Origin of the sequence: Siminovitchia jepli, from assembly GCF_047228825.1 — a bacterium.
Classification (GTDB): domain Bacteria; phylum Bacillota; class Bacilli; order Bacillales; family Bacillaceae_C; genus Siminovitchia.
Genome location: NZ_JBFEGN010000026.1, coordinates 17,395 through 42,392, shown reverse-complemented (window position 1 = coordinate 42,392; position 24,998 = coordinate 17,395). Strand labels below are relative to the sequence as shown.

Annotated in this window: 13 protein-coding genes and 2 pseudogenes; 11 read left to right on the top strand and 4 right to left on the bottom strand. The window is 41.8% G+C overall.

The features are described from left to right. The first annotated feature begins 527 nt into the window (after nucleotides 1–527). The 4 genes and pseudogenes from AB1L08_RS10880 (at nucleotide 528) to AB1L08_RS10865 (ending at nucleotide 9,449) form a co-directional block, all read left to right on the top strand. On the top strand, nucleotides 528–3,518 hold the full coding sequence (locus tag AB1L08_RS10880) for a M14 family zinc carboxypeptidase (RefSeq protein WP_413064675.1): 2,991 nt from the start codon (nucleotides 528–530) through the stop codon (nucleotides 3,516–3,518). Nucleotides 3,519–4,195: 677 nt separating this feature from the next. Further along, the gene (locus AB1L08_RS10875; protein ID WP_413064674.1) at nucleotides 4,196–5,776 is read left to right on the top strand and encodes a polysaccharide deacetylase family protein; all 1,581 of its coding nucleotides are present in this window, start codon (nucleotides 4,196–4,198) and stop codon (nucleotides 5,774–5,776) included. Between the two features lie 139 nt (nucleotides 5,777–5,915). Further along, nucleotides 5,916–7,115: pseudogene (locus AB1L08_RS10870) on the top strand (CDP-glycerol glycerophosphotransferase family protein); the annotation flags it as partial. Between the two features lie 183 nt (nucleotides 7,116–7,298). After that, entirely contained in the window at nucleotides 7,299–9,449 is a 2,151-nt protein-coding gene (locus AB1L08_RS10865; protein WP_413064673.1) for a M15 family metallopeptidase, read from the top strand. A gap of 43 nt (nucleotides 9,450–9,492) precedes the next feature. On the opposite strand, the gene AB1L08_RS10860 is transcribed toward AB1L08_RS10865, so the two are convergent. Continuing rightward, a complete protein-coding gene (locus AB1L08_RS10860) occupies nucleotides 9,493–11,040 on the bottom strand; it encodes a glycosyltransferase family 2 protein (RefSeq protein ID WP_413064672.1) in 1,548 nt (515 codons plus the stop codon). Nucleotides 11,041–11,276: 236 nt separating this feature from the next. Here AB1L08_RS10860 and AB1L08_RS10855 point away from each other — a divergent pair, with 236 nt between their 5' ends. The 3 genes from AB1L08_RS10855 (at nucleotide 11,277) to AB1L08_RS10845 (ending at nucleotide 16,614) form a co-directional block, all read left to right on the top strand. Beyond that, entirely contained in the window at nucleotides 11,277–12,095 is an 819-nt protein-coding gene (locus AB1L08_RS10855) for an ABC transporter permease (RefSeq protein WP_413064671.1), read from the top strand. 14 nt (nucleotides 12,096–12,109) lie between these two features. Next, nucleotides 12,110–12,922: a teichoic acids export ABC transporter ATP-binding subunit TagH gene (gene tagH, locus AB1L08_RS10850; protein ID WP_413064670.1), complete on the top strand. Its 813-nt coding sequence runs from the start codon at nucleotides 12,110–12,112 to the stop codon at nucleotides 12,920–12,922. Nucleotides 12,923–13,266: 344 nt separating this feature from the next. Then, nucleotides 13,267–16,614 carry an Ig-like domain-containing protein gene (locus tag AB1L08_RS10845; protein ID WP_413064669.1) on the top strand — a complete coding sequence of 1,116 codons (3,348 nt, stop codon included), beginning with the start codon at nucleotides 13,267–13,269 and terminating at the stop codon, nucleotides 16,612–16,614. A gap of 203 nt (nucleotides 16,615–16,817) precedes the next feature. Here AB1L08_RS10845 and AB1L08_RS10840 read toward each other — a convergent pair whose 3' ends face one another. Next, on the bottom strand, nucleotides 16,818–18,359 hold the full coding sequence (locus AB1L08_RS10840; RefSeq protein WP_413064668.1) for a glycosyltransferase family 2 protein: 1,542 nt from the start codon (nucleotides 18,357–18,359) through the stop codon (nucleotides 16,818–16,820). 137 nt (nucleotides 18,360–18,496) lie between these two features. On the opposite strand from AB1L08_RS10840, the pseudogene AB1L08_RS10835 reads away from it, so the two are divergent. The 4 genes and pseudogenes from AB1L08_RS10835 to AB1L08_RS10820 all read left to right on the top strand — a co-directional run. Next, a pseudogene (locus tag AB1L08_RS10835) lies at nucleotides 18,497–19,669 on the top strand (CDP-glycerol glycerophosphotransferase family protein); the annotation flags it as partial. A 12-nt stretch (nucleotides 19,670–19,681) separates the two neighbouring features. After that, nucleotides 19,682–20,500 (top strand): ABC transporter permease, encoded by an 819-nt coding sequence (locus AB1L08_RS10830; RefSeq protein ID WP_413064667.1) that lies wholly within the window; start codon nucleotides 19,682–19,684, stop codon nucleotides 20,498–20,500. A 15-nt stretch (nucleotides 20,501–20,515) separates the two neighbouring features. Next, nucleotides 20,516–21,322 (top strand): teichoic acids export ABC transporter ATP-binding subunit TagH, encoded by an 807-nt coding sequence (tagH, locus tag AB1L08_RS10825; protein ID WP_413064666.1) that lies wholly within the window; start codon nucleotides 20,516–20,518, stop codon nucleotides 21,320–21,322. 92 nt (nucleotides 21,323–21,414) lie between these two features. Then, nucleotides 21,415–22,437, top strand: a complete 1,023-nt coding sequence (locus tag AB1L08_RS10820; RefSeq protein WP_413064665.1) for a glycosyltransferase family 4 protein — start codon at nucleotides 21,415–21,417, stop codon at nucleotides 22,435–22,437. Between the two features lie 420 nt (nucleotides 22,438–22,857). Here AB1L08_RS10820 and AB1L08_RS10815 read toward each other — a convergent pair whose 3' ends face one another. Beyond that, entirely contained in the window at nucleotides 22,858–23,841 is a 984-nt protein-coding gene (locus AB1L08_RS10815; protein WP_413064664.1) for a nuclease-related domain-containing protein, read from the bottom strand. Nucleotides 23,842–24,137: 296 nt separating this feature from the next. Continuing rightward, a complete protein-coding gene (locus tag AB1L08_RS10810) occupies nucleotides 24,138–24,923 on the bottom strand; it encodes an SGNH/GDSL hydrolase family protein (protein WP_413064663.1) in 786 nt (261 codons plus the stop codon). Nucleotides 24,924–24,998 lie beyond the last annotated feature (75 nt).

Genomic DNA, 24,998 nt, shown 5'->3' with positions numbered 1-24,998 from the left:
TCCTACAAAGTAGGAGGGGAATCAAACAGTTGGGTCAAGAGATCCTTTGACCCATCTAACTCGGCGAATGCCGAGAGTCTATCTGATACTGAGGAGGATGAATAGGTTAGAGGGATTGTTGAATTTGCATTGGCATCATCATACTTGCTCTGCTCTGTTCATTAATACCGCAACAAACAATGACTGCAGTGCCAAATCAATCCGAGGAACTGGAGGAAGAAGTGTACTGATATTTTTATCAGCATTGACGGCTGGGAGGGTGACCCGGTAATTTCCACGTAATTCGTGAAACCAACATATCAAGTGTGTTGGTAGAGACAGGATTTCCGGATCATCCGGGAAATGCTGGCGCAGCAGTTACCGGCGACGAGCAGCCCAAGGAATTCTCTTGGGGGTGCACGATTATTTTATGTAATGAGGAAACATGAGGCCCTTGATGGATAGAGGCCTCTTCTCTCTATATTTAAATATAAAATGATCGTAAGATCGTTTTCTTTTAATCTATTAAATTTTGATGGGGGATTTGAATGTTTAAAATGAGCAGGCTTTTTACTATCTTGACAGTATCTGTATTACTCTTTCAGCTTTTACCGCAAAATTCTGCAGCTGATATGTTAGAAAATAGCCGTACATTAGGCGTACTCTTTGCCGAAAACCCGGAAGAAGAGATTGAAATATTTGCAGATGAATCGTTAGAGGAAGTCAAGCTTTTGATCCCGGACGATACGGTGGTGGAGATCGAACACGCGAATGATGCAGTAACATATGTACGCTACAAGGGTGAAAAGGATGGTGAAACGGCATATGAAGCTGGATATGTAAAAAATGACCATATTATAAACATTGAAGAGGCTGAGGAATTCAGAAAGAAACGGCTGGAGCCGGGATTTGATTTGCAAGCATATCAACGGTCAAAGGTTAAGCAAAAATTGGACGAAGCGCAAGAGAACAAAGATCCGAAAACACCGGAAACAGACGGTCCAAAAGAGGAATCCCATTCAGAAAAAAATATGGATGAATCAAGTACGGAGCCTCCTTCAAATACGGAGGAAGGACCCAAGAAAAGTGAAGGTCCCGAAGCAGTCCAAAAAAGTGTAAATCTTAATATGATGCCCAAACAAGAAGCAAGTATCCGTGGAGTGGCACTGCAAGCTCCAACCAATGTATATGCTGATAAAGATAAGAGCTCTGAAGTGCTGAAAGCCTATAGTCAAGGGCATATACTCATTTTGCAGCCGCTGGACTCCGACTGGCATCTTGTTTTTGTTTATGTAAATGGAGAAAGGTTGCAGGGCTATGTACATGCTAAAGATGTTGATCCATTAGTCGAATCGGACAGGCTGGAAGGACATGCTTTAAAACAGCCGGTAGCTGTATACGAAAAGCCTGCCCGAAGTGCTAAAGTTTTAAAGACATACAACTATCATCAAAGATTGATATATCGGGCTTTTTCATCCCAATGGCACGAAGCGACTGTCTATGTTGGAGGTAAGCCAAAGACAGGTTATATACATGCCTCGGATACAGGAAGCATACAACAATCGCCGATGGTAAGAGGCGTTGCCTTGCTGGCGAAAACCCCTGTTTACAAAAAGCCTTCCAAAGATTCAGGTACATGGAAAACATATAGACAAGGACACGTATTAAAATACAGAAGCTACAATACCAATTGGCATATCGCTACTGTGTATGTGAATGGCAAAGCGGAAACGGGCTACATATATGCGAAAGATGTAGAATCGGCAGAGGTGTCCCCGACTTCCCAAAAAGGTGTCGGGACAAAGGAGACGATACGTATATATTCCTCTCCTTCTACTCATGCAGCAGCGGTAAAAAGCTATGCATACGGAAGTATCCTTCAGTACAGGACTTTTACATCTGCATGGCATGAGGTAACGGTTTATGTGAAAGGAAAAAAGCAGACAGGTTATCTCAAAGCAGACGATGTAAATGAGCTTCATACAAAGTTAAAAGGATATGCAATAAACAAGACGACCCCTGTGTACTCAAATCCGAATCCATATTCAGCTGTTTTAAAAAGCTATAAGAGAGGCCATGTGCTGCAATATCAGGGCTATCAATCCAATTGGTTCATAGCAACGGTCATTGTGAATGGAAAAGCCCAAACCGGCTATATCAGGACAAAAGATGTGTCCCCAAATGCGCCTATGATCACAGGATACGCATCTTCCGATCCAACCCATGTATATGCGAACCAATCCAAAAGCTCCGCAAAGTTAAAGACTTACAACAAAGGTCATCAACTTAAATTTAGACCGTTCAATTCCAATTGGCACATTGCCACCGTTTATGTTAACGGCAAAGCTGGAACCGGCTACATACACAAAAATGATGTCAGTGGCTCAGCGCCGATATTATCGGGTTATGCCAAAAAAAGCCCAACGTATGTCTACAGTCAAACATCAAGAAATGCACCCAAAATAAAAACATATCAAAAGGGCCAATTATTAAAATTCCGCTATCATAATGCCAGCTGGTATAAAGCTACAGTATATATTAATGGGAAGCCGCGCACCGGCTATATCCATAAAAGTGATGCAGGGGCAGCGACAGAGATATCTTTTGTCAATCCTTACAAAGTGTACACCTATAATCATATGGTTGCCGATATAAAGAGCCTTCAAAAGGCATACCCCGATCTCATAACGTATAGAGTGGTCGGAAAATCCGAATATGGACGCAATATTTACGCCGTCTCACTTGGAAAAGGAAAGGCAACTACCGTTATAAACGGCTCGCATCACGCCCGTGAATGGCTAACGACCAATTTGAATATGTACATGATCGAACAATATGCCAAAGCTTATCGGAAAAATAGCAAAATAAAAGGATACGATGCCAGAAGTATCCTGAACGAGACAACGATTTGGTTTATCCCGATGGTGAATCCCGATGGCGTTACGCTTCAACAGCAAGGTTTAAAGGCCTATCCAAAAAGCATGCACGCATCCTTAATAAAAATGAATAATGGGAGTAAAGATTTTAAACGTTGGAAAGCCAACATTAAAGGAGTAGATTTAAACAGGCAGTACGATGCAGGATGGAAAACAATTGCCGGTAATGTCGGAAGGCCCAATTATAAAAGCCATAAAGGAAAAGCCCCTGCAACGGCTTCGGAAGTAAAAGCGGTCCTTAAGCTTGACGCGGAGATTGATCCTGAAATCGCTGTAGCCTATCACAGCAGCGGCCAAATTTTATACTGGTATTATAAACAAACGGGAGCAGCCTATCATCGGGACCACACCTATGCTAAAGAGATTGGAAAATTAACCGGTTATCGATTGGTTTACCCAGGGTCAAACCCATCGGGCGGCGGATATACGGATTGGTTTATTGAAAAAAGAAAGCGGCCTGGTTTTACACCTGAAATCGCACCATATGTATTTGAGACAAATCCACCCATTTCCATCTTTTCCCAAGTCTGGAATGAAAATCAGGCAGTCGGGCTGTTCGTGGCCAAAGAAAGTGCCAAACTTTATAAAGCGAGGAAACAATAAAGAAATATTCATTGCATGTCGATGAAATGGTTTTCTGGGGGAAGGCGCAACCTTTCCCCGGAAATCATTTTAGCTTTTTTTAGGACTTTCGCCAGAACTAGATGAGTAGGATTTCACTCAAACGGTTATCGCGATTTTTATTCAAAATGGTCTGCTATTTTTAATCGTAATATGGTATGATGACATACGTATTAAAGAGACAAATTGGGGGTCAAGTCTGAATGTTTCGTTCCAAAAATTTATTCGTTGCTCTGCTTATCGTCTTATCTTTTTCATTTTTTTTCCTGTCCAATGCATCTGCCAGTAATGAAAAAGCAACGGGAGAAAGATTACAAGGGTATGCATTAAAACAACCGGTTTCCGTTTATGCCAGTCCTTCAAGGGATGCAACGGTTTTAAAAAATTACAACTACAATCAGCATCTCGTTTATAGCCCTTATTCATCAGAATGGTATGTTGTAACTGTTTATATAAATGGCATCTCTTATAGAGGATACATACATAAAGGCGATGTCGGAAACCATGAGCGGGCACAAAGCGTAAGGGGCGTTGCCTTACAAAAAACAAACGTATTCAGCTCAGCAAATGCTACATCAAAAATATTAAAGAGCTACAAAAAAGGGAGCATTTTACAATACCGCAGTTACAATAAAGATTGGTATACTGCAACAGTCTATGTGAGCGGAGTTAAGCACACGGGATATATTTCGGCAAAAGATGTTGAGACAATTGATACAAAACAACAAGTAATGAAAGGAATAGGAATCAAAAGGGCAACTTCGGTATATTCGGCCGCTTCCAAAGACTCAAACATTCTCAAAAACTATAAGTCTGGTCAAATTTTGCAATACCGAACGTTTTCAAAAAATTGGTTTGAGGCTACTGTTTATGTAGGCGGAAAAGCTAAAAAAGGTTACATTTCTACAATGGATGTTGAGCCCATTATAGAGGGGCAGCAACCATTAACCGGGGTCGCAATCAAGCAGCCAACCCGAATATATTCGCTTGCTTCCAAAGAATCGAAGGCCCTTAAAGACTATAAATATGGTCACATTCTGAAAATCCGCCCGTTTTCCAATAATTGGTATAAGGCAACCGTCAATGTAAACGGAAAGCCCCGAACCGGCTACATATTCAAAAGTGATGTTAACACTGATTTAAACAGTCCCTTAACAGGCTATGCGAAAGCAAATGCTACAGCAATATATAGTGATGCTTCCCGAGCTGCTACGGTATTGAAACGTTATAAAAAAGGACATTCTCTTAAATATCGTCCATATAATTCGAACTGGTTTCGTGCAACTGTATATGTAAATGGGAAAGCTCGGACTGGATATGTTTATACAGGTGATGTAAGTCCAAATCCAGCTACTCTTCGAGCTCATGCCTTAGCAAATCCTACTTACGTGTACAGCAAAACTTCCAGAAATTCTACCAAACTAAAAAGTTACAAAAAAGGAACGCTATTGCAAATTCGACCTTATAATGAATTTTGGCATAAAGCGACTGTTTATGTGAAAGGCAAGGCGCAAACCGGCTATATTCATGTGAAGGATGTAGGAGATTTACCTGTCAAAAAGAAACCGGGATTTGATATCCCAATTCTAATGTATCATCAAATTGGTGAAAATCCCGTTCCTGAAGGATATGGTTTGTTTGTAAAATCAGAAAACTTTCAAAAACAAATGAATTACTTAAAAACGGCAGGATTTACGCCAATTCATTTTGATGAGATTCCTAACATCAAAAATATTAAAAATCCCATTATCATCACTTTTGATGATGGTTACGAAAATAACATGATTGCATATGAAATATTAAAAAAAGTCAATGACAAATCTTTCAAAGCAAAAGCTACTTTCTTTATAATAGGTGCTAAAATTGATGTAAAAAATTATTTATCAGCGGCGCAAATCAAAGAGATGAGCGATTCCGGAATTATTTCCATCCAATCGCATACAATGACCCACCCGTTTTTTAATGATAATGAAACGGCAGGCCGCATCAATTACACGGAACAATTACGCGACAACAAGTTAAAATTGGAACAACTTACCGGGAAAAAGGTTAGGGTGCTTGCTTATCCTTACGGAAGCTACAACGACCTTGTAATTGCTGAAACGAAGAAATATTATGATTATGCAGTAACAACAAAACCAGGCATCGCCAATACAAATGATTCTCCTTATGAGTTAAAAAGAGTAAGGGTGCGTTTTGACACAACGCTGGAACAATTTAAAAAATCGATTGGTCGATAACAAGGAAAAGGGCGAACGATATGTTCCGCCCTTTTGCAATGCGTATCATTTTTTAGAATGTACGTGATCCGTATTCCCATAATGATATAATGAAATAAAAAACTGAAAAACTGCGGAAAGGAATATATGTATGCTTGGAAAATTGGTATCGGCTTTGGTCAGATTCCGAAGAGGAAAGTTCGTTCGGAAAATGTATAAATACACTTTTAATATTGCCGGGTTATTGCCCAAAAAAGATATCATCATATTCGAAAGCTTTCACGGCAAACAATATAGCGACAGTCCGAGAGCGATTTACGAATATATGAAGAGCAAAGGTACGAAATATGACTTGATATGGGCAGCAGATCGCAGACATGTTGATCGGTTTGAAAAAGCGGGCAATGTAAAGTACATAAAAAGACTATCCTTAAGATGGTTGTTATCCATGGCCAGAGCAAAATACTGGATCGTGAATGCGCGTTTGCCCCTTTGGATTCCAAAGCCAAAAGGTACTGTGTATGTCCAAACGTGGCATGGAACACCATTAAAAAAGTTGGGAGCGGACATAGAGGAAGTTCATATGCCAGGTACGAATACAGACAGGTATAAAGCAAATTTTTTAAAAGAGGCAAGCAAATGGGATTATCTCGTATCGCCAAATGCTTATTCATCAGAGATTTTTAAACGGGCCTTTGGATTTCATAAAACAATGATTGAGTCGGGATATCCCAGAAATGACTTTATCGTTAACCATCAAGATGATAAAGGTCTCATTGATGCCATCAAGGAGAAATGTCATCTTCCCAAGGATAAAAAAGTGATTTTATATGCACCGACTTGGCGAGATAATCAATATTACTCTGTTGGCAGGTACAAAGCAAATCTTCAAATGGATTTTGAGAAAATGAGAAAAGAGTTGGGAAAGGATTATATTATTGCCTTAAGACTGCATTACTTGGTTTCCGAACACCTTTACTTAACAGGCTTTGAGGATTTCGTATTTGATTTATCACATTATGAGGATATAAGGGATCTATATTTGATTGCCGATCTTTTGATTACAGATTATTCTTCAGTATTTTTTGATTACGCCAACTTGAAAAGGCCAATGATTTTCTTTGTTTACGATATAGAGAGGTATCGGGACAGCTTGCGCGGTTTTTATTTTGATCTGGAAGAAAAAGCACCCGGTCCGCTAGTAAAAACGACGGATGAGTTAATTGCCGAAATTAAGGCCATCGATCGGAACGGCTTTATTTCATCTGAGAATATAGAAGACTTTTACAAACGATTCTGTTATTTGGAGGATGGCCGCGCCAGTGAGCGTGTTGTGAATGAAGTTTTTAAGGAAAAATAATATCTTAAGAAAAAAGGCTGTTTTTTTTGGAAACGGTCTTTTTTACTTTCGCTTGCGGATGATGCGTATAGTCGACAGTTTGCAAAAAAAATATTTTTAGATTGGAAGGAATACCCATTATGATACAATGGTAAAAGCAGTAACCATCATTCAATGAAATGTTTTAAGGAGCGGAGGGATTTCATGGTACGTCTATATAAGACAATGATTTTAGGAATCATAGCGGTATTGGCCTTTCAGCAATTTCCCCAATTGATGTTTGCCCAAACGAATGAAGAAGAAGTGTTAAGTGCCGGGGAGCCGGAAGGGGACATTGAACATTCTGAGGAAGCTGCTGCCGAAGAGCCGAGTGATGCAGAAGTACAACAAGAAGAGAACAAGAATGATAATAAGCAAGAATTAGAAACGTCAGAGGAAGCAAGGGAAATACCAAATGCTGATCCGAAGGCAACTCCGAACTTGGAAGAAAAAGAAAACCATAAAGCGGATCAACAGGTAAAAAGTGAAAGCCCTGAGAAAGCAGAGCCAAGTTCTTTTTCAGCGGCAAGCCTGGCACCATCTTTACGAGGTGTGGCCCTGCAAAATCCAACAAAAGTGTATATGGAAAAAAAGAAAGACTCGCAAATATTAAAATCCTATAAGCAAGGTCATATTCTCCACTTCCAGGTCAATGACGGCAATTGGTATTCGGCCACTGTCTATGTAGGTGGAAAGAAACAATCGGGTTACATATTGAAAAGTGATGTCGATTTACTGGTCGATTCCCGGCCTCTTGAAGGTTATGCCCTAAAGCAATCGGTACAAGTGTATGAACAACCAACTCAGGAATCTAAAACCCTAAAAAAATATAACTTTGGCCAATTGCTCAAGTATCGGGCTTTTTCATCGAAGTGGCATGAGGCGACAGTCATTATAGAAGGAAAGGCCAAAACAGGCTTTATAAAAGCTTCTGATGTGGGCTATCAAATTAAAACGCCGTTCGTTAATGGGATTGCACTGGCAAACCAGACCCATGTGTATGATGATACTTCGAGAAACGCAAAAAAACTAAAAACATATAAAAAAGGCCATATTTTAAAATACCGCACTTACAATTCCGATTGGTTTATGGCAACAGTCTATCAAAATGGTAAAGGTTATACAGGTTTCATTGATAAAAACGATGTGGAAACAGCGGTTGCTAGGCAAACCACTTTAAAAGGAGTCGGCATAAAAAATCCCACTCGCGTTTTTTCGACAGCTTCCACAAATTCTAAGGTTCTGAAAAACTACAAATATGGGAGCATCCTAAAATACAAAACTTTTACCTCCAATTGGTACCAGGCCACTGTATATGTGGGGGGGAAAGCCCAATCAGGCTACATTTATGCAGGTGATACAGGAGCCCTTGATACAAAGCTGAAGGGATATGCGTTGGCTAATCCTGTGTATATTTACAGTGAACCCAATAGAAAATCCAAAAAGTTAAAAAGCTACGCACAAGGACATCTGCTCCAATACCGAGCCTATAACGCCAACTGGCATCAAGCAACAGTATATGTGAACGGCAAGGCTCAAAATGGGTATTTAAACGTTCACGATGCCGGTCCAGACGTACCCATTTTAAAAGGCTACGCCCAGCTGAATCCAACATATGTTTACAACAAACCATCCAAAAGCAGCGGGAAATTGAAAGCTTATAAAATAGGCCATTTATTGCAATACCGCCCATATAACTCAACTTGGCATACAGCCGCCGTTTATATAAATGGGAAACGGAAAACCGGTTATATTTATAACAAGGACGTGGGACCGACAAAGAAAAAAGCCAACTCCCCTACATACATCAATGGGGTCCTGATTGTGAGTAAGAATTACCCGTTGCCCGCCTCCCATGCTCCTGGAGAGAATCCGGCAGCCCGGAAAGCCTTCAATCAAATGGCGAAGGACGCCAAGAAAAGCGGATTCCGTTTGACAGCCTTTAGTACCTATCGCTCTTATTCATATCAAAAAAATCTTTTTGATAGATATGCAAGGAAACATGGTGTAGAGGCGGCGAATCGCTACAGTGCCAAAGCGGGGCAATCCGAACATCAAACCGGATTGGCATTTGATGTAGGAGAAGTAGGAAAAGAACATTTATGGGCAGAAGAAGGTTTTGAACATACAAATGCAAGTAAATGGATTGCGAAAAATGCCCATAAATACGGATTTATTGTCCGCTATCCAAAAGGGAAAGAGCATATAACAGGATATATTTATGAGCCATGGCATTTAAGATATCTGGGTGTAAACCTTGCAACCAAGGTATACAATAGCGGTTTGACTTTGGAAGAATATCTGGGGATATATTAAAAAGTAAAAGCGGAGGCTGGATGAAAATGCAGCCTCCGCTTTTTTAATTTTCTTTTACAATTAACCCGTAATTATCCCCAATGGTCGTGTAAAAATCGAATTTCTTTTGTTTTTGCGTAATGACGTTTCGGGAATTCATTTTGATCATCATTTTCCGATATTGGTCGTATTGTATATATATTGCATAACTGGCAGATGATAGTTTTTCCAGTTGGTCATAGGGAATGGAAGCTTCATAGAGAGTCTGGTCTATTTGTTTAATGGGAAATAGTACTTCTACCAAATGATTGTTTCGTTCACGCATGACTAAGCTATCAATTTGATGCTGCGGATCCCCATAAATGTGGACTTGTAATCTAAGCTTATCGTTCTTTTTCTCTGAAGCATGGAAGACAGCCAGCATATTGATCCTTGCAAGCTGATAGGGCTCCTCCTCAAATGGCAGCTTATAATATGGAAGTCCGTCTATGACAACCGTTTTCTTTATCGACTCATTCAAGCTCCAATTGATCAGGGTGACAATATCGTCAAATCTCCGTTCTTTAAATAAATCAACCAGCACTTTATGCCACGGTTCGAAAAAGTTTTCGGTGAAGTCGTAGGTCAAATCTTTGGTGGTTTCTAAAACTTTGGCGAATTTTTTAAAATATTTTTCCTTTTGTCTGGATTTTAAAAAATGCTGCCTGTTAAATAATCTTGTAATACAATCGAATTCATATAATCGGTTCAATACCATTCTTTCGATACGTTCCGGCAAGTTCTTTTGAATCACATACTTGATGACCTCAAGGTTCGTATCCGTTTTTTCAAATATGGATGTTTTTGAAGTCAGGCTTTTGTTCTCTTTATTCCTATTGACATAATAAATAATCTCTTTCGTTGTTGATATCGTGGGGCAATTCGTCAATACATCAATAAAAAATTGTTTGTCCTCTGCAAATCGCATGTTAGGGAATCTGAAATGATGTTCCTTCAAAAAATCTGCCCTCATCATTCTGGCTGTCGGTCCCAAATGTTGAAAGACATGGGGGATGGAACAAGGGTCAATGGATTCCCTGTTTTCACAGCTGTTATACTCACCTGTAATGGTCAATTTATTGTCTTCTGTTTTCATTGTTCTTCCAATCGCATAGGGATCCCCGGTTTTTTCCAGGAGCTTGTATAAAATTTCGATTCCATTCAAAGTTAGCCAGTCATCGGAATCGAGGAACATGATGTACTTGCCCTTTGCCAGGTCCATTCCGGTATTTCGCGGTTTCGCGGGTGACCCGTTATTTTTTTTGTAAAAGACAGGCACAATGTTTGGATGGGACTTTGCATAATCTAATATAATAGATTGGGAACTGTCTGTTGACTTATCGTCAATAATAATCAATTCGATATTTTCAAAGCCAATTGTCTGATTGATGACCGAATCAATCGTCTTTTTCAAAGTTTTTTCAGCATTAAAAACAGGCAAAATTACCGTCACATGATATTGTTTTTTTGGTGCGGCGGAATGTATGTAATAGCCTTCTTCATTATAGGAAGCTTGAAGAGCAGTTCCTTCTCTTTTTGAAGCAGGTGCAAATAACCGATTTAGAAAGCGCATTTTATCCTCCCTAGCTTTTCGTGCTCTTTATTATAAAATCATTTTACGTTAATGTTGAATGAGAAAACAATAGTATTTCTATAAATAGGTTGATGTATTTTTCAAACGGCATAAAGAGGTATAAGTTGGCAACCGGTTTAAAACCTGGCACTCCCTATCTTTTATTGTCTTTTCCATATCCTCCTTGTATAATTTAATAATGCAATAGCGTACCTATAGTTTTGAAAGGATATAACATGAAATCAGCAATTATTGTCATTAAAGAGCAAATTCAACATTTTTATTTGATCAGAAGACTCTCTTTATATGAACTAAAGAGCAAAAACAAAAGCAATTATTTGGGAATGGCGTGGGAAGTGATTAACCCCGTCATTCAAATTTTGATTTATTGGTTTGTTTTCGGAAGCATCCGGCAAAGGGCCGATATAGAGGTTGTACCCGGGTTTGAAGTGCCTTTCATCAACTGGCTGCTCGGAGGGTTTATTCTTTGGACCTTTTTTTATCAATCTACGATTCAAGGGTCAAAATCTATTTATACGAGACTGCGAATGTTGTCCAAAATGAATTTTCCAATGAGTGTAATCCCCAATATTGTGATCTTTTCTCAATTTTACATTCACCTGTTTATGCTGGGGATTGCTTTTCTTATATTTCAGCTAACCGGTTTCCATGCGACTCTTTATTTTACACAAATTGTTTATTATATGTTCGCAGCGTTTTGTTTAATTTTTGCTATTTCGTTGATTACATCTACGTTATCGACGATTATCAGGGACGTCCATATGCTTTTGAACGCTACGCTCAGGATGCTGCTGTATTTATCGCCAGTCCTCTGGCAAATGACAATATTGAAAGAACCGGTGGCATCGATTTTAAAGCTTAATCCGCTATATTACCTGATCGAGGGCTATCGTTCTTCATTGTTTGGAACGGAATGGTATTTTATCGTTCACTGGCAATATACACTTTATTTTTGGGCAGTAGTGGTCGTTTTATTATTGTTCGGTTCCGCGTTGCACGTGAAATTCAGAAGACATTTTATTGATTATTTATAACGGTTGTGATTATGATGGAAAAAGCCATTATTGTAAAAAACATTACAAAAAAATATAAACTATATAACGGGACGAAAGAACGGCTTTTAGATTTGATCTTACCCAAAAGTTACGGGGAAGATTTTTATGCATTGGCAAATGTCAGCTTTGAAGCCGAAAAAGGGGATGTCGTTGGATTTATCGGCATCAACGGTTCAGGAAAATCAACACTTTCCAATATCATCGCCGGCATTGTTCCCGAAACATCCGGTTCGGTCCAAGTAAACGGCCAGGTGGCTTTAATTGCGGTGGCTGCAGGGTTGAAAGCCGATTTATCCGGAAGGGACAATATCGAACTGAAGTTGCTTATGCTGGGTTTCTCCAAAGAGGAAATTAAAAAGCTCGAATCGGAAATCATCGAGTTTTCTGAGCTCGGAAAATTTATTGACCAGCCGGTCAAATCATACTCGAGCGGTATGAGGTCACGTCTTGGATTTTCCATATCGGTCACCGTGGACCCGGATATTTTAATTATTGATGAAGCATTGTCAGTAGGAGACAAGGCCTTTGCTGAAAAAAGCCTTGCTAAAATGAAAGAATTTAAGCAACAGGGCAAAACGATGATTTTTGTCAGTCATTCAATCGGGCAAATGAAACAGTTTTGCGATAAAATTTTGTGGCTTGAATATGGAATGGTAAAGGATTTTGGTTTAGTCGAAGAAGTCATTCCAAAATATGAAGCATTTTTGAAGCAATATAATAAAATGACCAACAGAGAACGGGAGCAATACAGGGAGGAGCGATTAAAAAAGCAACAGGAAAGCTTGATGTCTCTCCAAGAAGCGTAAATTAATGAAAAATCTGCACCATTAGGGGTGCAGTATTTTTTTTTCTGAAGTGCCACTGTCACTCCTCGAAATATGTCAAATAATTTTGATCCTTGATCCATTTGAGATTCCACCGTTGCCTTGTACATCCCGGCGGTCTGTTTGGCCGTAAGAACCCGCCGGCTGGTCGGTACCCGGTAAAAACGAAATTAAAATCCAGGTCCTTCCCATTTGCATTCAAGCAGTCCTTTTCAAGTGACAAAAAGTATTTAAACTTTTTGAAAGTTTGTGGTGCTTTCGAGTGATCCATAGATTATAATATTTTAGTAATTAGTAAATGCTTCCTGTTGAGGAAAGGTGAGGGAATGAAAAAGATTAAAAGACTGCTGGTTTTCATTCTTGTTTTTTCATTATTGGTGCCGATTCAAGGATTTGCAGATGGCTGGGATGACAACGCAAAAAAATCTAATGAATTCATGTCCGTTTTAAAGAGAGATGCAGAACCAAGGAAATCGGCAAAAGAGATGAAAGAACAGTATCAAAACCCGGCAGATTACCCTTTGAAAAATGAAGGTGAGTTTGTCGGCCGTTTGGTGGACTCGAAACACATATATCACGATATTACATTTAATCAAGTGGCTGACTATTCCAATGATTTCATGCAGCTCAGTCTTTTATATCAGTCTGGCAATGCCTATATGAAAGACCGGTATCTTCGGGTAGAACTATGGACGGATGCCGGGGGAAAAATGCAATACGCGGGTTATCTTGACTTCGATACTTGGGGGCATTCCAAGTCCACACTGAACGGGAATCTTCCCAAGTCCCATTTTGCAGACCAGAAATACCTCTATTTAAGAGCAGGGGTTTTCGGTGATCCAATCGATGAGTATTATTCCGATGTAACGATATTTAAGGTGGTAAATCCTTTTTACTCGGGGGGACAACAACCATCGGAAGGAAATAAATATGCTCTGATCAGCAATGAGTCCGTGGTGGCAGATCAAACGCAATTTACAGGCGCGTTTTCGATCAATAACGAAAAATACACGATGAACAAGAAAATGGGCAAGGCCGCCTATCAACTGGATGTAAACAGGCCGTTCGATACGGAAAAACATGCAGACAAAAAGCTTGAAAGAAGGCCTGCTTCAAAAAGGTCTCTTAACCGGGTTGGAGATACGAAATCTTTTTGGGCTTATGATTTTGCCACAGACAGAGATTATCAGATAGAAGCGAAACTGCTGTATACAGGTACAAAAACAAATGTATGGGTCCACAATCATCAAATAACATCCACAAATGCGCAGAAGTTGGGACAGGAGTTTGATCAAAAAATCCATCCTTCCGTCACGCAAAACTTTGCAAATGAATCAGATGTAGACGGCAATGGCAAAGTACATATTTTGTGCTTTGACATACAGGATGGGTTTACCGGTTATGGCGGATATATCGCCGGCTATTTTTACGGAGGGGATCTCTTTGATGTTGAAGGATCCAACAGGTCAGAAATTTTTTATATAGATACGTACCCGTCAATGGGAATGGGTTCAATCAAAAATGTCGATGCCGCATATGGGACGCTGGCCCATGAATTTCAGCACATGGTTAACTTTAACCAGAATGTGTTCGTTGAGGGCGGACTTCCGATGGATACATGGCTGAATGAAGGATTGTCGATGGCTGCGGAACAAGTCTATTCCGGAAAAATGTTGACGGACCGCATTGATTATTATAATTCTTCGAGTTCCATCACCAACGGCCACTCCCTCCTGTATTGGGATGATGATGGCGATACTTTGTCCAACTATTCTTTATCATATCTCTTCGGCCAGTACGTGAGAACGCAGGCGGGCCGGGGGAATGGCATTTTTAAAGAAATTTTGGCTGATGCCAACAATGATTATAGAGCTGTGGAAAATGCAGCGAAAAAGTACATGGATCCATCCATTACTTTTGGAAAGCTGATGACCAATTTCCGCGGGGCGCTTTTGTTAAAGCAAAAAACAGGTGTCTATGGATTTAAAGGGGAACCGGGCTTTGATGCAATTCAGCCAAAAGTGTTCACGCGTTCCTCTGCGTATTTAAGGGGCGGAGGGGCTGTCGTCAAAAAAGCAGCGGAGAATGAAACAATCCCTGCTGCCAAAGGCAAAGACGTCACCTACACCTTCTTTGATCTGGATAAAAAAGATCCGGGAGATGTCACACCGCCCAGCAAGCCGCTTGTCGAACCGGTCGGCGACCAGAACACAGCCGTATACGGGCTTTCAGAACCAGGAGCGACTGTCTATGTCCAGCGCAATGCTTCCACAATTGGATCTGGCACAACGGATGACCTTGGCGCTTTTAAAGTTCCCATCCCTAAGCAAAAAGCCGGTACGGTATTAACGATATTTGCCAAAGATCGGGCGGGGAACCGAAGTGAGGCAGTAAAGATAACCGTCATTGACAAAACCCCGCCCGGGGTGCCCGTTGTCAATGAAGTCGGCGACTCTGACAAAGTGGTGACCGGAACTGCTGAAGCAGGTTCCACCATCCGGGTTGAAAAAGCCGGCAGCAAACTTGGCAATGCGAAAACCGGGTCGGACGGCAAGTTTTCCGTTCCGTTGCCATCCGCCCAAAAAGCCGGCACCGTCCTTTATGTAACAGCGACGGATCCGGCTGGAAATTTGAGTCCGGCAAAAAAAGTGACGGTCGTAGACAAAACACCACCAAAGGCACCAACTATAAATCCGGTGAGTGACAAAGATCAGCGTGTTACGGGCACGGCCGAAGCAGGTTCAACCATATCAGTGAAATCCGGAAATACCAAGCTGGGAACAGCCAAATCGGGCAGCGATGGCAAGTTCTCCGTTTCACTGCCGTCCATTCAAAAAGCTGATACCGTCCTTTCCGTAACTGCAACGGATAAGGCCGGCAATGAAAGTCCCGCAAGCAAGGTAACGGTTCTTGATAGAACGGCACCTAATGCTCCAACAGTTTCTCCAGTGAGCGACAAAGATAAGGCTGTAAAGGGAACCGCCGAAGGAGGCTCCTCGGTGACTGTTAAAGCCGGGAGCAAAGTTCTTAATTCAAGTAAAGCCGGTGCCGATGGCAAGTTCACTGTAACATTATCGTCTGTCCAAAAAGCCGGTACCGTCCTTTTCGTAACTGCAACGGATAAGGCGGGAAATATAAGCCCGGCCAAAAAGATAACGGTCATTGACAAGACGCCCCCAGCAATACCGACTGCTTCACCAGTCAGCGATAGAGACAAAAAAGTAACCGGAAAAGCAGAAGCCGGTTCAAAAGTAAAGGTAAAAGCCGGCAGCAAAGTATTGAACAATGCCACGGCAAATAAGAACGGCAAATATGCCGTCTCGCTAAAATCAACTCAAAAAGCAGGGACTGTTCTTTACGTAACGGCGACCGACAAAGCAGGAAATGTAAGCAAAGCAAGAAAAGTAACGGTTGTGGACAAAACAGCGCCAGCCGTCCCGAAAGTCAACAAAGTAACCGTTAAATCAACCGCTGTGAAAGGAAAAGCGGAAGCAAACTCTACTGTATATGTGAAGACAGGAAAGAAAGTAATCGGCTCTGCAAAAGCAAACAAGAGCGGAAACTTTTCAGTAAAGATCAAGAAGCAAAAGGCCGGAACGGTTCTCCAGGTGTATGCAAAAGATAAAGCCGGGAATACAGGGAAAGCGGCGAAAGTAACTGTGAAAAAGAAATAAAATATTTTGGGTGCCACTGTCACTCCTCGAAATATGTCGAATTAAAGGCTGCCTCTGGGCAGCCTTTTTGAAGTGCCTGTCACTCCCCGAAATATGTCGCATAATATTTGAAGGCTCCCCAAAGTCGCGAGTATATTCTAGGTGCCTGCCATTACTTGAATTACTTGAATTTTATCGGATGGCGCATGGCATTCCAAATTCTCCTACTTTATATTCACCCCAATGTTATCCCCGATCGTTGTGTAAAAATCAATTTGCCGCTTGTCATAATCAAAAATTCTGCGCGTGTTCATTTTAATATACAGTCTCTGGTAGTCGTAATAGCGAATGAACATGAAATGGCTGGCGGATGAGAGTTCGGCCAGGCGGGCAAACGGAATTTCCACTTCGTACAACTCCCCGCCTGCATGGCGAATGGGCAGTTGAATCTCATTCAGTTCATTATCACGCTGCCGAATGACGAATGCATTTAACTTATCCAAGTGGTCCCCGTAAATTTTTACTCTCAGTAAAAATCGGTCAGCCTCTTTTACCTGGTCTTGATACAGGGCGAGCATGCTGACCCGTGCCCATTGGTATGGCTCCTCGAGCGGCAGCCGGTAGTACGGCAATCCGTCCCGAATGACCGTTTCTTTCGTTATGTCTTTCAGGCTCCATTCAATTAATTTGACAATATCGCCATAACGTTCCTCCCTGAAAAGATCGACGAGCACTTTGTGCCACGGTTCGAAAAAGTTTTCGGTAAAATCGTACCGCAGCCCTTTGGTTGTCTCCAGCACTTCCGCAAACTTTTTATAATATTTATCTTTTCGCAGCGACCGCAAAAAATGGTGGCGGTTGAATAAGCGCGTAATGCAGTCAAATTCATATAAACGGTTGAGCACCATCCGCTCGATGTTTTCCGGCAAGTTTTTCTTGATGACATGCCTGATCACCGCCAAATTTGTATCTGTTTTTTCAAAGATGGATGTTTTGGAAACGAGACTTTTATTGTCCCGATAACGATTGACATAATAAATGACTTCTTTCGTCGTCGATATGTTCGGGCAGTTCGTTAATACATCAATGAAAAACTGCTTGTCTTCCGCAAACCTCATATCCGGAAAGCGGCAGTTATGTTCTCTTAAAAATGCCGTTCTCATCATTCTCGCAGTCGGCCCCAAATGCTGAAAAATATGCGGAATCGTGCACGGATTGATCGACTCCCGATACTCGCAGCTGTTGTATTCTCCGGTAATGACAAGTTTTTTGTCTTCCACTTTCATCGTTCTCCCGATCCCGTAAGGATTCCCGGTTTTCTCCATCAATTTATATAACACTTCTATACCGTTTCTACTGAGCCAATCGTCCGAATCGATAAACATGAGATATTTGCCTTTCGCCAGATCGATCCCGACATTTCTCGGTTTTGCAGGCGAGCCGTTATTGCTTTTAAAAAAAACCGGCACGATATTTGGATAGGAACGGGCGTACTCCATAATGATCGACCGCGAATTGTCAGTGGATTTGTCATCCAGAATCAAAAATTCAATATTTTCAAAGCCAATCGTTTGCCGGATCACGGAATCAATCGTCTTCCGCAGCGTTTTTTCCGCATTATACACCGGCATGACGACCGAAACTTTAAAGTCCCTGTTCCGGTTCGCCGGATGGACGTAATAGCCTTCGGGATTATAATCAAACCGCTCAAAGTTCGGTCCTCCGTTTGTAAAAGCGGCATACATGCGCGTCAGGAATGAAATCATGGTTATCCTCCCATAAAATGAATCTTTTAAACGTATTATGGGCATCATACCTTCTTTTTATAAGTTTATTCCCCGCTTCATTGGACATACTTTTCAATATGTCAATACAAATGGGTACGGTGATTCCTATGCGCAAAAAACTGAGAAAAAAACTGCAAAAAATATATAAAAAGGTATTTAGGATGTTGGCGTTAACATTGCCGAAAAACAAAAAACTCATTGTGTTTGAAAGTTACTTGGGAAAGCAGTATAGCTGCAATCCACGGGCCATTTATGAATATTTAAGAGACAATCATTCGGGGTATGAAATGGTGTGGAGCGTGGACAAACGGTGTACGGAAACATTTGACAGCCGCGGTCTCCCATATGTCCGGCGCTTTTCCCTTGCATGGCTTTTCACGATGACGAGGGCGAAATATTGGGTGACCAATTGCCGCTTTCCGCTTTGGATGGCAAAACCCCCGGGAACCGTTTATGTTCAAACGTGGCACGGCACACCGTTAAAAAAGCTCGGACTTGACATGGAAGAGGTCTATATGCCGGGAACGAACACGAATAAATATAAAAGGAACTTTGTGAGAGAATCCGGAAAATGGGATTTTTTGATTTCGCCGAATGCCTACTCGACGGAAATTTTTAAGCGTGCTTTTCTATTCGGAAAAAATATGGTTGAAACGGGCTATCCCCGGAACGATTTTTTAATCCGTAACAACAACGCCGAAAAAATCGCGGAAATCAAGAAATCATGCGGCTTGCCATTGGATAAAAAGGTCATTTTATATGCCCCGACGTGGCGGGACAACCAATATTATGCCAAGGGAAGGTACAAGTTTGACCCGCAGCTTGATTTTGCGGCGTTAAAACGGGAGCTTGCCGATCAATATATCATCATTTTGCGCCTCCATTATCTCATTGCTGACAATCTTGATTTAACCGGTTATGAAGGTTTTCTGTATGATTTTTCCGAGTACGACGATATTCGCGACCTGTTTCTTATTTCGGACATTCTCGTCACCGATTATTCATCCGTCTTTTTTGATTTTGCCAATTTAAAACGGCCGATGATCTTTTTCGTTTACGACATTGAAGATTACCGGGACCATTTGCGAGGCTTTTATTTTGATTTTGAAAAAGAAGCCCCGGGTCCCCTTGTCAAAACAACGGACGAACTGATCGCGCAAATCAAAAGCATCGGTAACCTTGACCTTACTGAAAAAATGAAAACTTTTTATGACAAGTTTTGTTATTTGGATAACGGGAATGCCAGTGAACGAGTCGTCAATGAAGTGTTCAACGTACACCGGCTGTGAAAGGATTCACTTATGAAATCTGCATGGAACATCTTGAAAGAACAAATTGAGCATTTTTACTTAATCCGCCGGCTTTCCCTTTATGAATTAAAAAGCAAAAATAAAAGCAACTACCTCGGCATGGCGTGGGAAGTGATCAGCCCGGTCATTCAAATTTTGATTTATTGGTTCGTTTTCGGAAGCATCCGCCAGCGGGCGGATATCGAAGTGGCCCCCGGATTTGAAGTGCCATTTATCTATTGGCTGCTCGGCGGTTTTGTGCTATGGAGTTTTTTTTACCAAGCCGTCATTCAAGGATCAAAGTCAATTTATACGCGGCTGCTCATGCTGTCCAAAATGAATTTTCCGATGAGCGTCATTCCGAACATCGTCATTTTTTCGCAGTTTTACACGCACCTGATCCTGCTGGGAATTACCTTTATCATTTTTCAGGCGTCCGGTTACTTTGCAACGGTTTATATCTTGCAAATTTTTTATTTTATCTTCGCGACCTTTTTCCTGGTATTCGCCATTTCGCTGATTACGTCCACGTTGTCGACGATCATTCGGGATGTGCATATGCTGCTGAATGCGACGTTGCGCATGCTGCTGTATTTGTCGCCTGTTTTATGGCAAGTGACGATTTTGGAAGAGCCGCTTCCGACGATCATGAAAATCAATCCGTTATATTACTTGATTGAAGGATACCGGGCCGCGCTGTTTGGAACAGGCTGGTATTTTGCCGAGCATTGGAGATATTCCCTTTATTTCTGGACAGTCGTCCTTGTTTTGCTCCTGTTTGGCGCCAAACTGCATATGAAATTCAGGAGACATTTTATTGATTATTTGTAACGGGGTGTGATGAAAATGGAAAAAGCCATCATCGCCAAGAACGTCACGAAAAAATATAAATTGTACAGCGGAACGAAAGAGCGCCTGTTTGATTTGATTTTCCCCAAAGATTACGGTGAGGACTTCTACGCGCTCGCCAACGTCAGCTTTGAACTGAAAAAAGGCGATTCGATCGGATTTATGGGCATGAACGGATCCGGAAAATCAACCCTGGCGAACATCGTTGCCGGGATCGTTCCCGAAACGTCGGGTACGGTGGAAGTAAATGGGCAGTCCGCACTGATCGCTGTCGCGGCAGGACTCAAAGCAGATTTATCCGGAAGGGACAACATTGAATTAAAACTCCTTATGCTCGGTTTTTCCAAGGAAGAAATTAAAGAAATGGAACCGGAAATCATTGACTTCTCGGAACTGGGAAAATTCATCGATCAACCTGTGAAGTCGTATTCCAGCGGCATGAGATCCCGGCTCGGATTTTCCATCTCCGTCAATATCGATCCTGACATTTTAATCATTGATGAAGCCCTGTCCGTCGGCGACAGGGCGTTTGCCGAAAAAAGCCTTGACAAAATGAAGGAATTTAAACAAAAAGGGAAAACACTCATCTTCGTCAGCCACTCACTGGGACAGATGAGACAGTTTTGCGAAAAAATTCTTTGGCTCGAATACGGCATGGTCAAGGACGTCGGAACCGTGGAGGAAATCATCCCGAAATACGAAACTTTTCTGGGCGATTTTAAAAAAATGTCGCGGGAAGAAAAGGAAACCTACAAAGAGAAGGCCATGGAACGGCAAAAGGAGTTGCTGATGGCACAAGTGTAGCCGGACCATGCGCCCTCCATCTTTTACATCTGAAAAAACTTGTGTATTTCACCGCATTTTTACACATCCTAAGATGGAGGAGGAAGGTTCCATTGATGTATGCAGCACCGATCATTTGCTTTATGATCACGATCATTTTAACTCCAGCCGTAAAACACCTGGCACATCGGTGGGGCGCTATCGATCGGCCGAATAAGCGAAAAATCCATCAGCAGCCGACACCGCTTTTGGGCGGCCTTGCCATCTTTGCCAGCTTTCTGGCCGGCGTGATCCTCATCTTTCCATTCGATCAGCGCATGATCACGATTATTGCCGGCGCGCTCATTATCGTCATGACCGGTTTTCTTGACGATATACTGCAAATGCCGGCAAGGTTTAAACTGCTTGGACAGGTCATCGCTGCGAGCGTGATCATATTGGGCGGCCTGGTGATCACCGAGTTGAACATCCCGTTTGGCGGGCAGATTGAGCTCGGTTTTTTTAGCATTCCCATCACCATGTTATGGATCGTCGGCATCACGAACGCCATCAACCTGATCGACGGACTGGACGGTTTAGCCGCCGGTGTCTCGGCCATTGCCTTTTCCGCCATCAGCTTCATGGCTTTCCTTCACGGAGACTTCTTCGTACTTGCTCTCGGACTCATTTGCATCGGAAGCACACTTGGCTTTCTTGTGTACAATTTTTACCCGGCCAACATCTTTATGGGAGACACCGGCGCCCTTTTCCTTGGCTACATGATCGCTGTTTTGTCCCTCCTCGGGTTTAAAAGCGTCACCTTTATCTCTTTCATCATTCCCATCATCATTTTGGGAGTGCCCATTTCCGACACACTCTTCGCCATTATCAGGCGCATTATACATAAAAAACCTATTGCCGCACCAGACAAGGCCCACTTGCATCATTGCCTGCTGTTGATCGGGTTCTCCCACAGGCAAGCCGTTTTGGCCATCTACGGGATCGCAGCACTCTTCAGCTTGGCTGGCATCGTTTTTTCCATGGCTACCGAATGGATGTCAATCGTCATTCTCTGCATTTTTCTTGTCCTGACCGGCACTCTCGGACTCATCAGCGCCAACGACAAACCGCTCCTGTTCATGATGCGAAGGAAATAGCACCAGGTTTTTGGTTTTGTTAACGGAACTTGGTACTTTATTATCTGAACTCGGTACTTTATTATCCAAACGCGGCACTTTATTATCCAACTCGGCACTTTGTTGAACTCGGTACTTTGTTATCCGAACTCGGTACTTTGTTATCCGAACTCGATACTTTATTATCCGAACTCCGCACTTTGTTATCCGAACTCGATACTTTATTATCCAACTCGGCATTTTGAGTTATCTGAACTTCTTTATTATCCGCACTCGGCACTTTGTTATCTGAACGCGGCACTTTATTATCCGCACTCGGCATTTTGAGTTATCTGAACTTCTTTATTATCCAAACTCGGTACTTTGTTATCCGCATTCCGAACTTTATTATCCAAACTCAACACTTTGTTATCCGAACTCCGCATTTTATTATCTGAACTCTTATTTTAATAAGCTTTTCAATTTTTCCAGCGACAAGTGATACACCCGGTTCCTTTTTTGTCCGGAAACCGGGAGACCGAGCGCAACGAGGAGCTTGGTCGCGACAGAAATGGAATTTAGTTTGAAAAAAGCACGCAGCTCCCGGTTCGTAATGGTGTTCCCGATTAAATAATAATAGTCGATGAGCGCCTCAATAGGGGCTTTGGGATTTTCCTTTTTGCACCTTGTGCAGATCCAGCGTCCTCTATATCTTATGACGGTAAGAAGTTTGCAATCGTTACAGAACAACCCTGGTAAAATATCTTTTTTGCTGATATGAAACTCTTGGAAAATGTCATGGCGGAGCGGCGTGTCCAATTGAAGCAAAAGAGTGGCAAGACGATGGAGCTGTTCAGTTGATAAAACAGGGTTTGGGTATTGCCTGGAAAAATGCTCAACTTTGTGCCGGATGGCAGAAGGCCTGATCATTTTGGGAGCTGCAATATGCCGATAGGACGGATCAAAATGGATGATACAAGAGGGATTGGTCATGACGACAAAGCAAGTATGTGGAAGCTGGATATGGAGATAATCCTTCATCAGATTGTTCAGGTGGAAAAGTTGGTTTTCAGCTTGTACGAGGGGATTTTGGAAGGCTTGTGTTTGTTCATTTATCGTTTGTTGAAGCTGATGCTCTTCAACCAGTAAAGATCCCGCAACATTTTTGGCTTCAAATGTTACATAAAATCTGTTTGTCAGCAGAAGGGAATCGATTTGAAAAAATTCCGTTTCCGAGTGTGGCAGCCGGAGACCCGGAAAAATATACTGGTATCCAAAAGAAAGTTGCCGTAAATAGTAGTCCAAGTTTTGTTCCCCGCGGTAACCCGATTTTCGGTGTGCCAAATCCTTCGACACCCGCTCCCTTTCGGGATGTTTCTTTGAAATGCGTTTTAAAATGGCCTCCAGAACCGGAATTTTGTAAGGAACCGGTCTTTTTCTAAGCAAAAAATCACCTCTTTCATGTATTCAATCAAATAATTTCTAGAAAAACGTCGAAAACCCTTTATTTTTTTAAAAAAAAGAGGGTTCGGCAAAGCCGAACCCTTCCGATTTGATGTCTTAGCGTTAGTTTCATCTGAAAACCGGGCTTCATTATCCGGTCTCAAATGTTTATTCTCCGAAATTCGGGCTTTATTATCCGGTTTCGAATGTTTATTCTCCGAAATTCGGGCTTTATGATCCAAATCAGCTCATTTATCATCCAAATCGGCCCATTTGTGATCCGAACGAACAGCCCTTAATCATTCCGCAATAAAATATTTCTTTAAAAACGCAAACCACACTTCGTGCCCCTTTTTGTTCGGAGCGCTCTGGTCCTCCAATAAATAGGAGCGCAGCTCTTCGTTTTCCGGATCCGGCCATTCAGGCCAGTGATTCAGGAAAGTTAAGTTGTGATTACCGGCGAATTTCTCCAGCTCCTCCACTTGCCAAGGATAGATGGTCGCATTATGGATGGGATGCGGCGGCTGCAAGATGACGACTGCTTCATTATTTTCCTTTTCAATACTGGATAAAAAGGTTTCGATGTTCTGGTGACTGTCTTCCACTTCCACGTTTCCGTTATCGTTTAATGTGAATGGCTCAAATAATATAACATCAGGTTTGAATTTGGCGACTTCTTTGTCATGCCCGGAATTGATAAATCCATCGGACCGTTCTTCATATTGAAAAATTTTCACATCGAGCGCATCCCCATAGGCATCCGCCAAGGCATCTTGCAGCTGAACAGACCAGCCATTTGCATCCTTACCCAATGCTTCCGAGCCGACAAGGGCTACTTTCAATGCTTTTTCATTCAACATGGCTTTTTCAAAAGCTGTCTGGGCTTTCTCTGGCCAGTTAGCTGCTTTTTCCAGTTTTTTCTCATCAAAAACAGGTTCCTTGGCTTTTTCGGGTTCCGCTTTTTCCTTCGGAGTAACCGTTGCGCCAACATTTACCGAAGTCGTCTTATGTTTCCAGTATGTATGGCCTGCAAACAAAAAAATAATCGTTATGATGACTGCTATGAAAGTAAAAAATCGTCTCATACTAAGCCTCCTGCACAAAAAAGTATTATAGCAAAAAACACATAATGAAAAAATTCCCTGGCATTTTTTCATTAT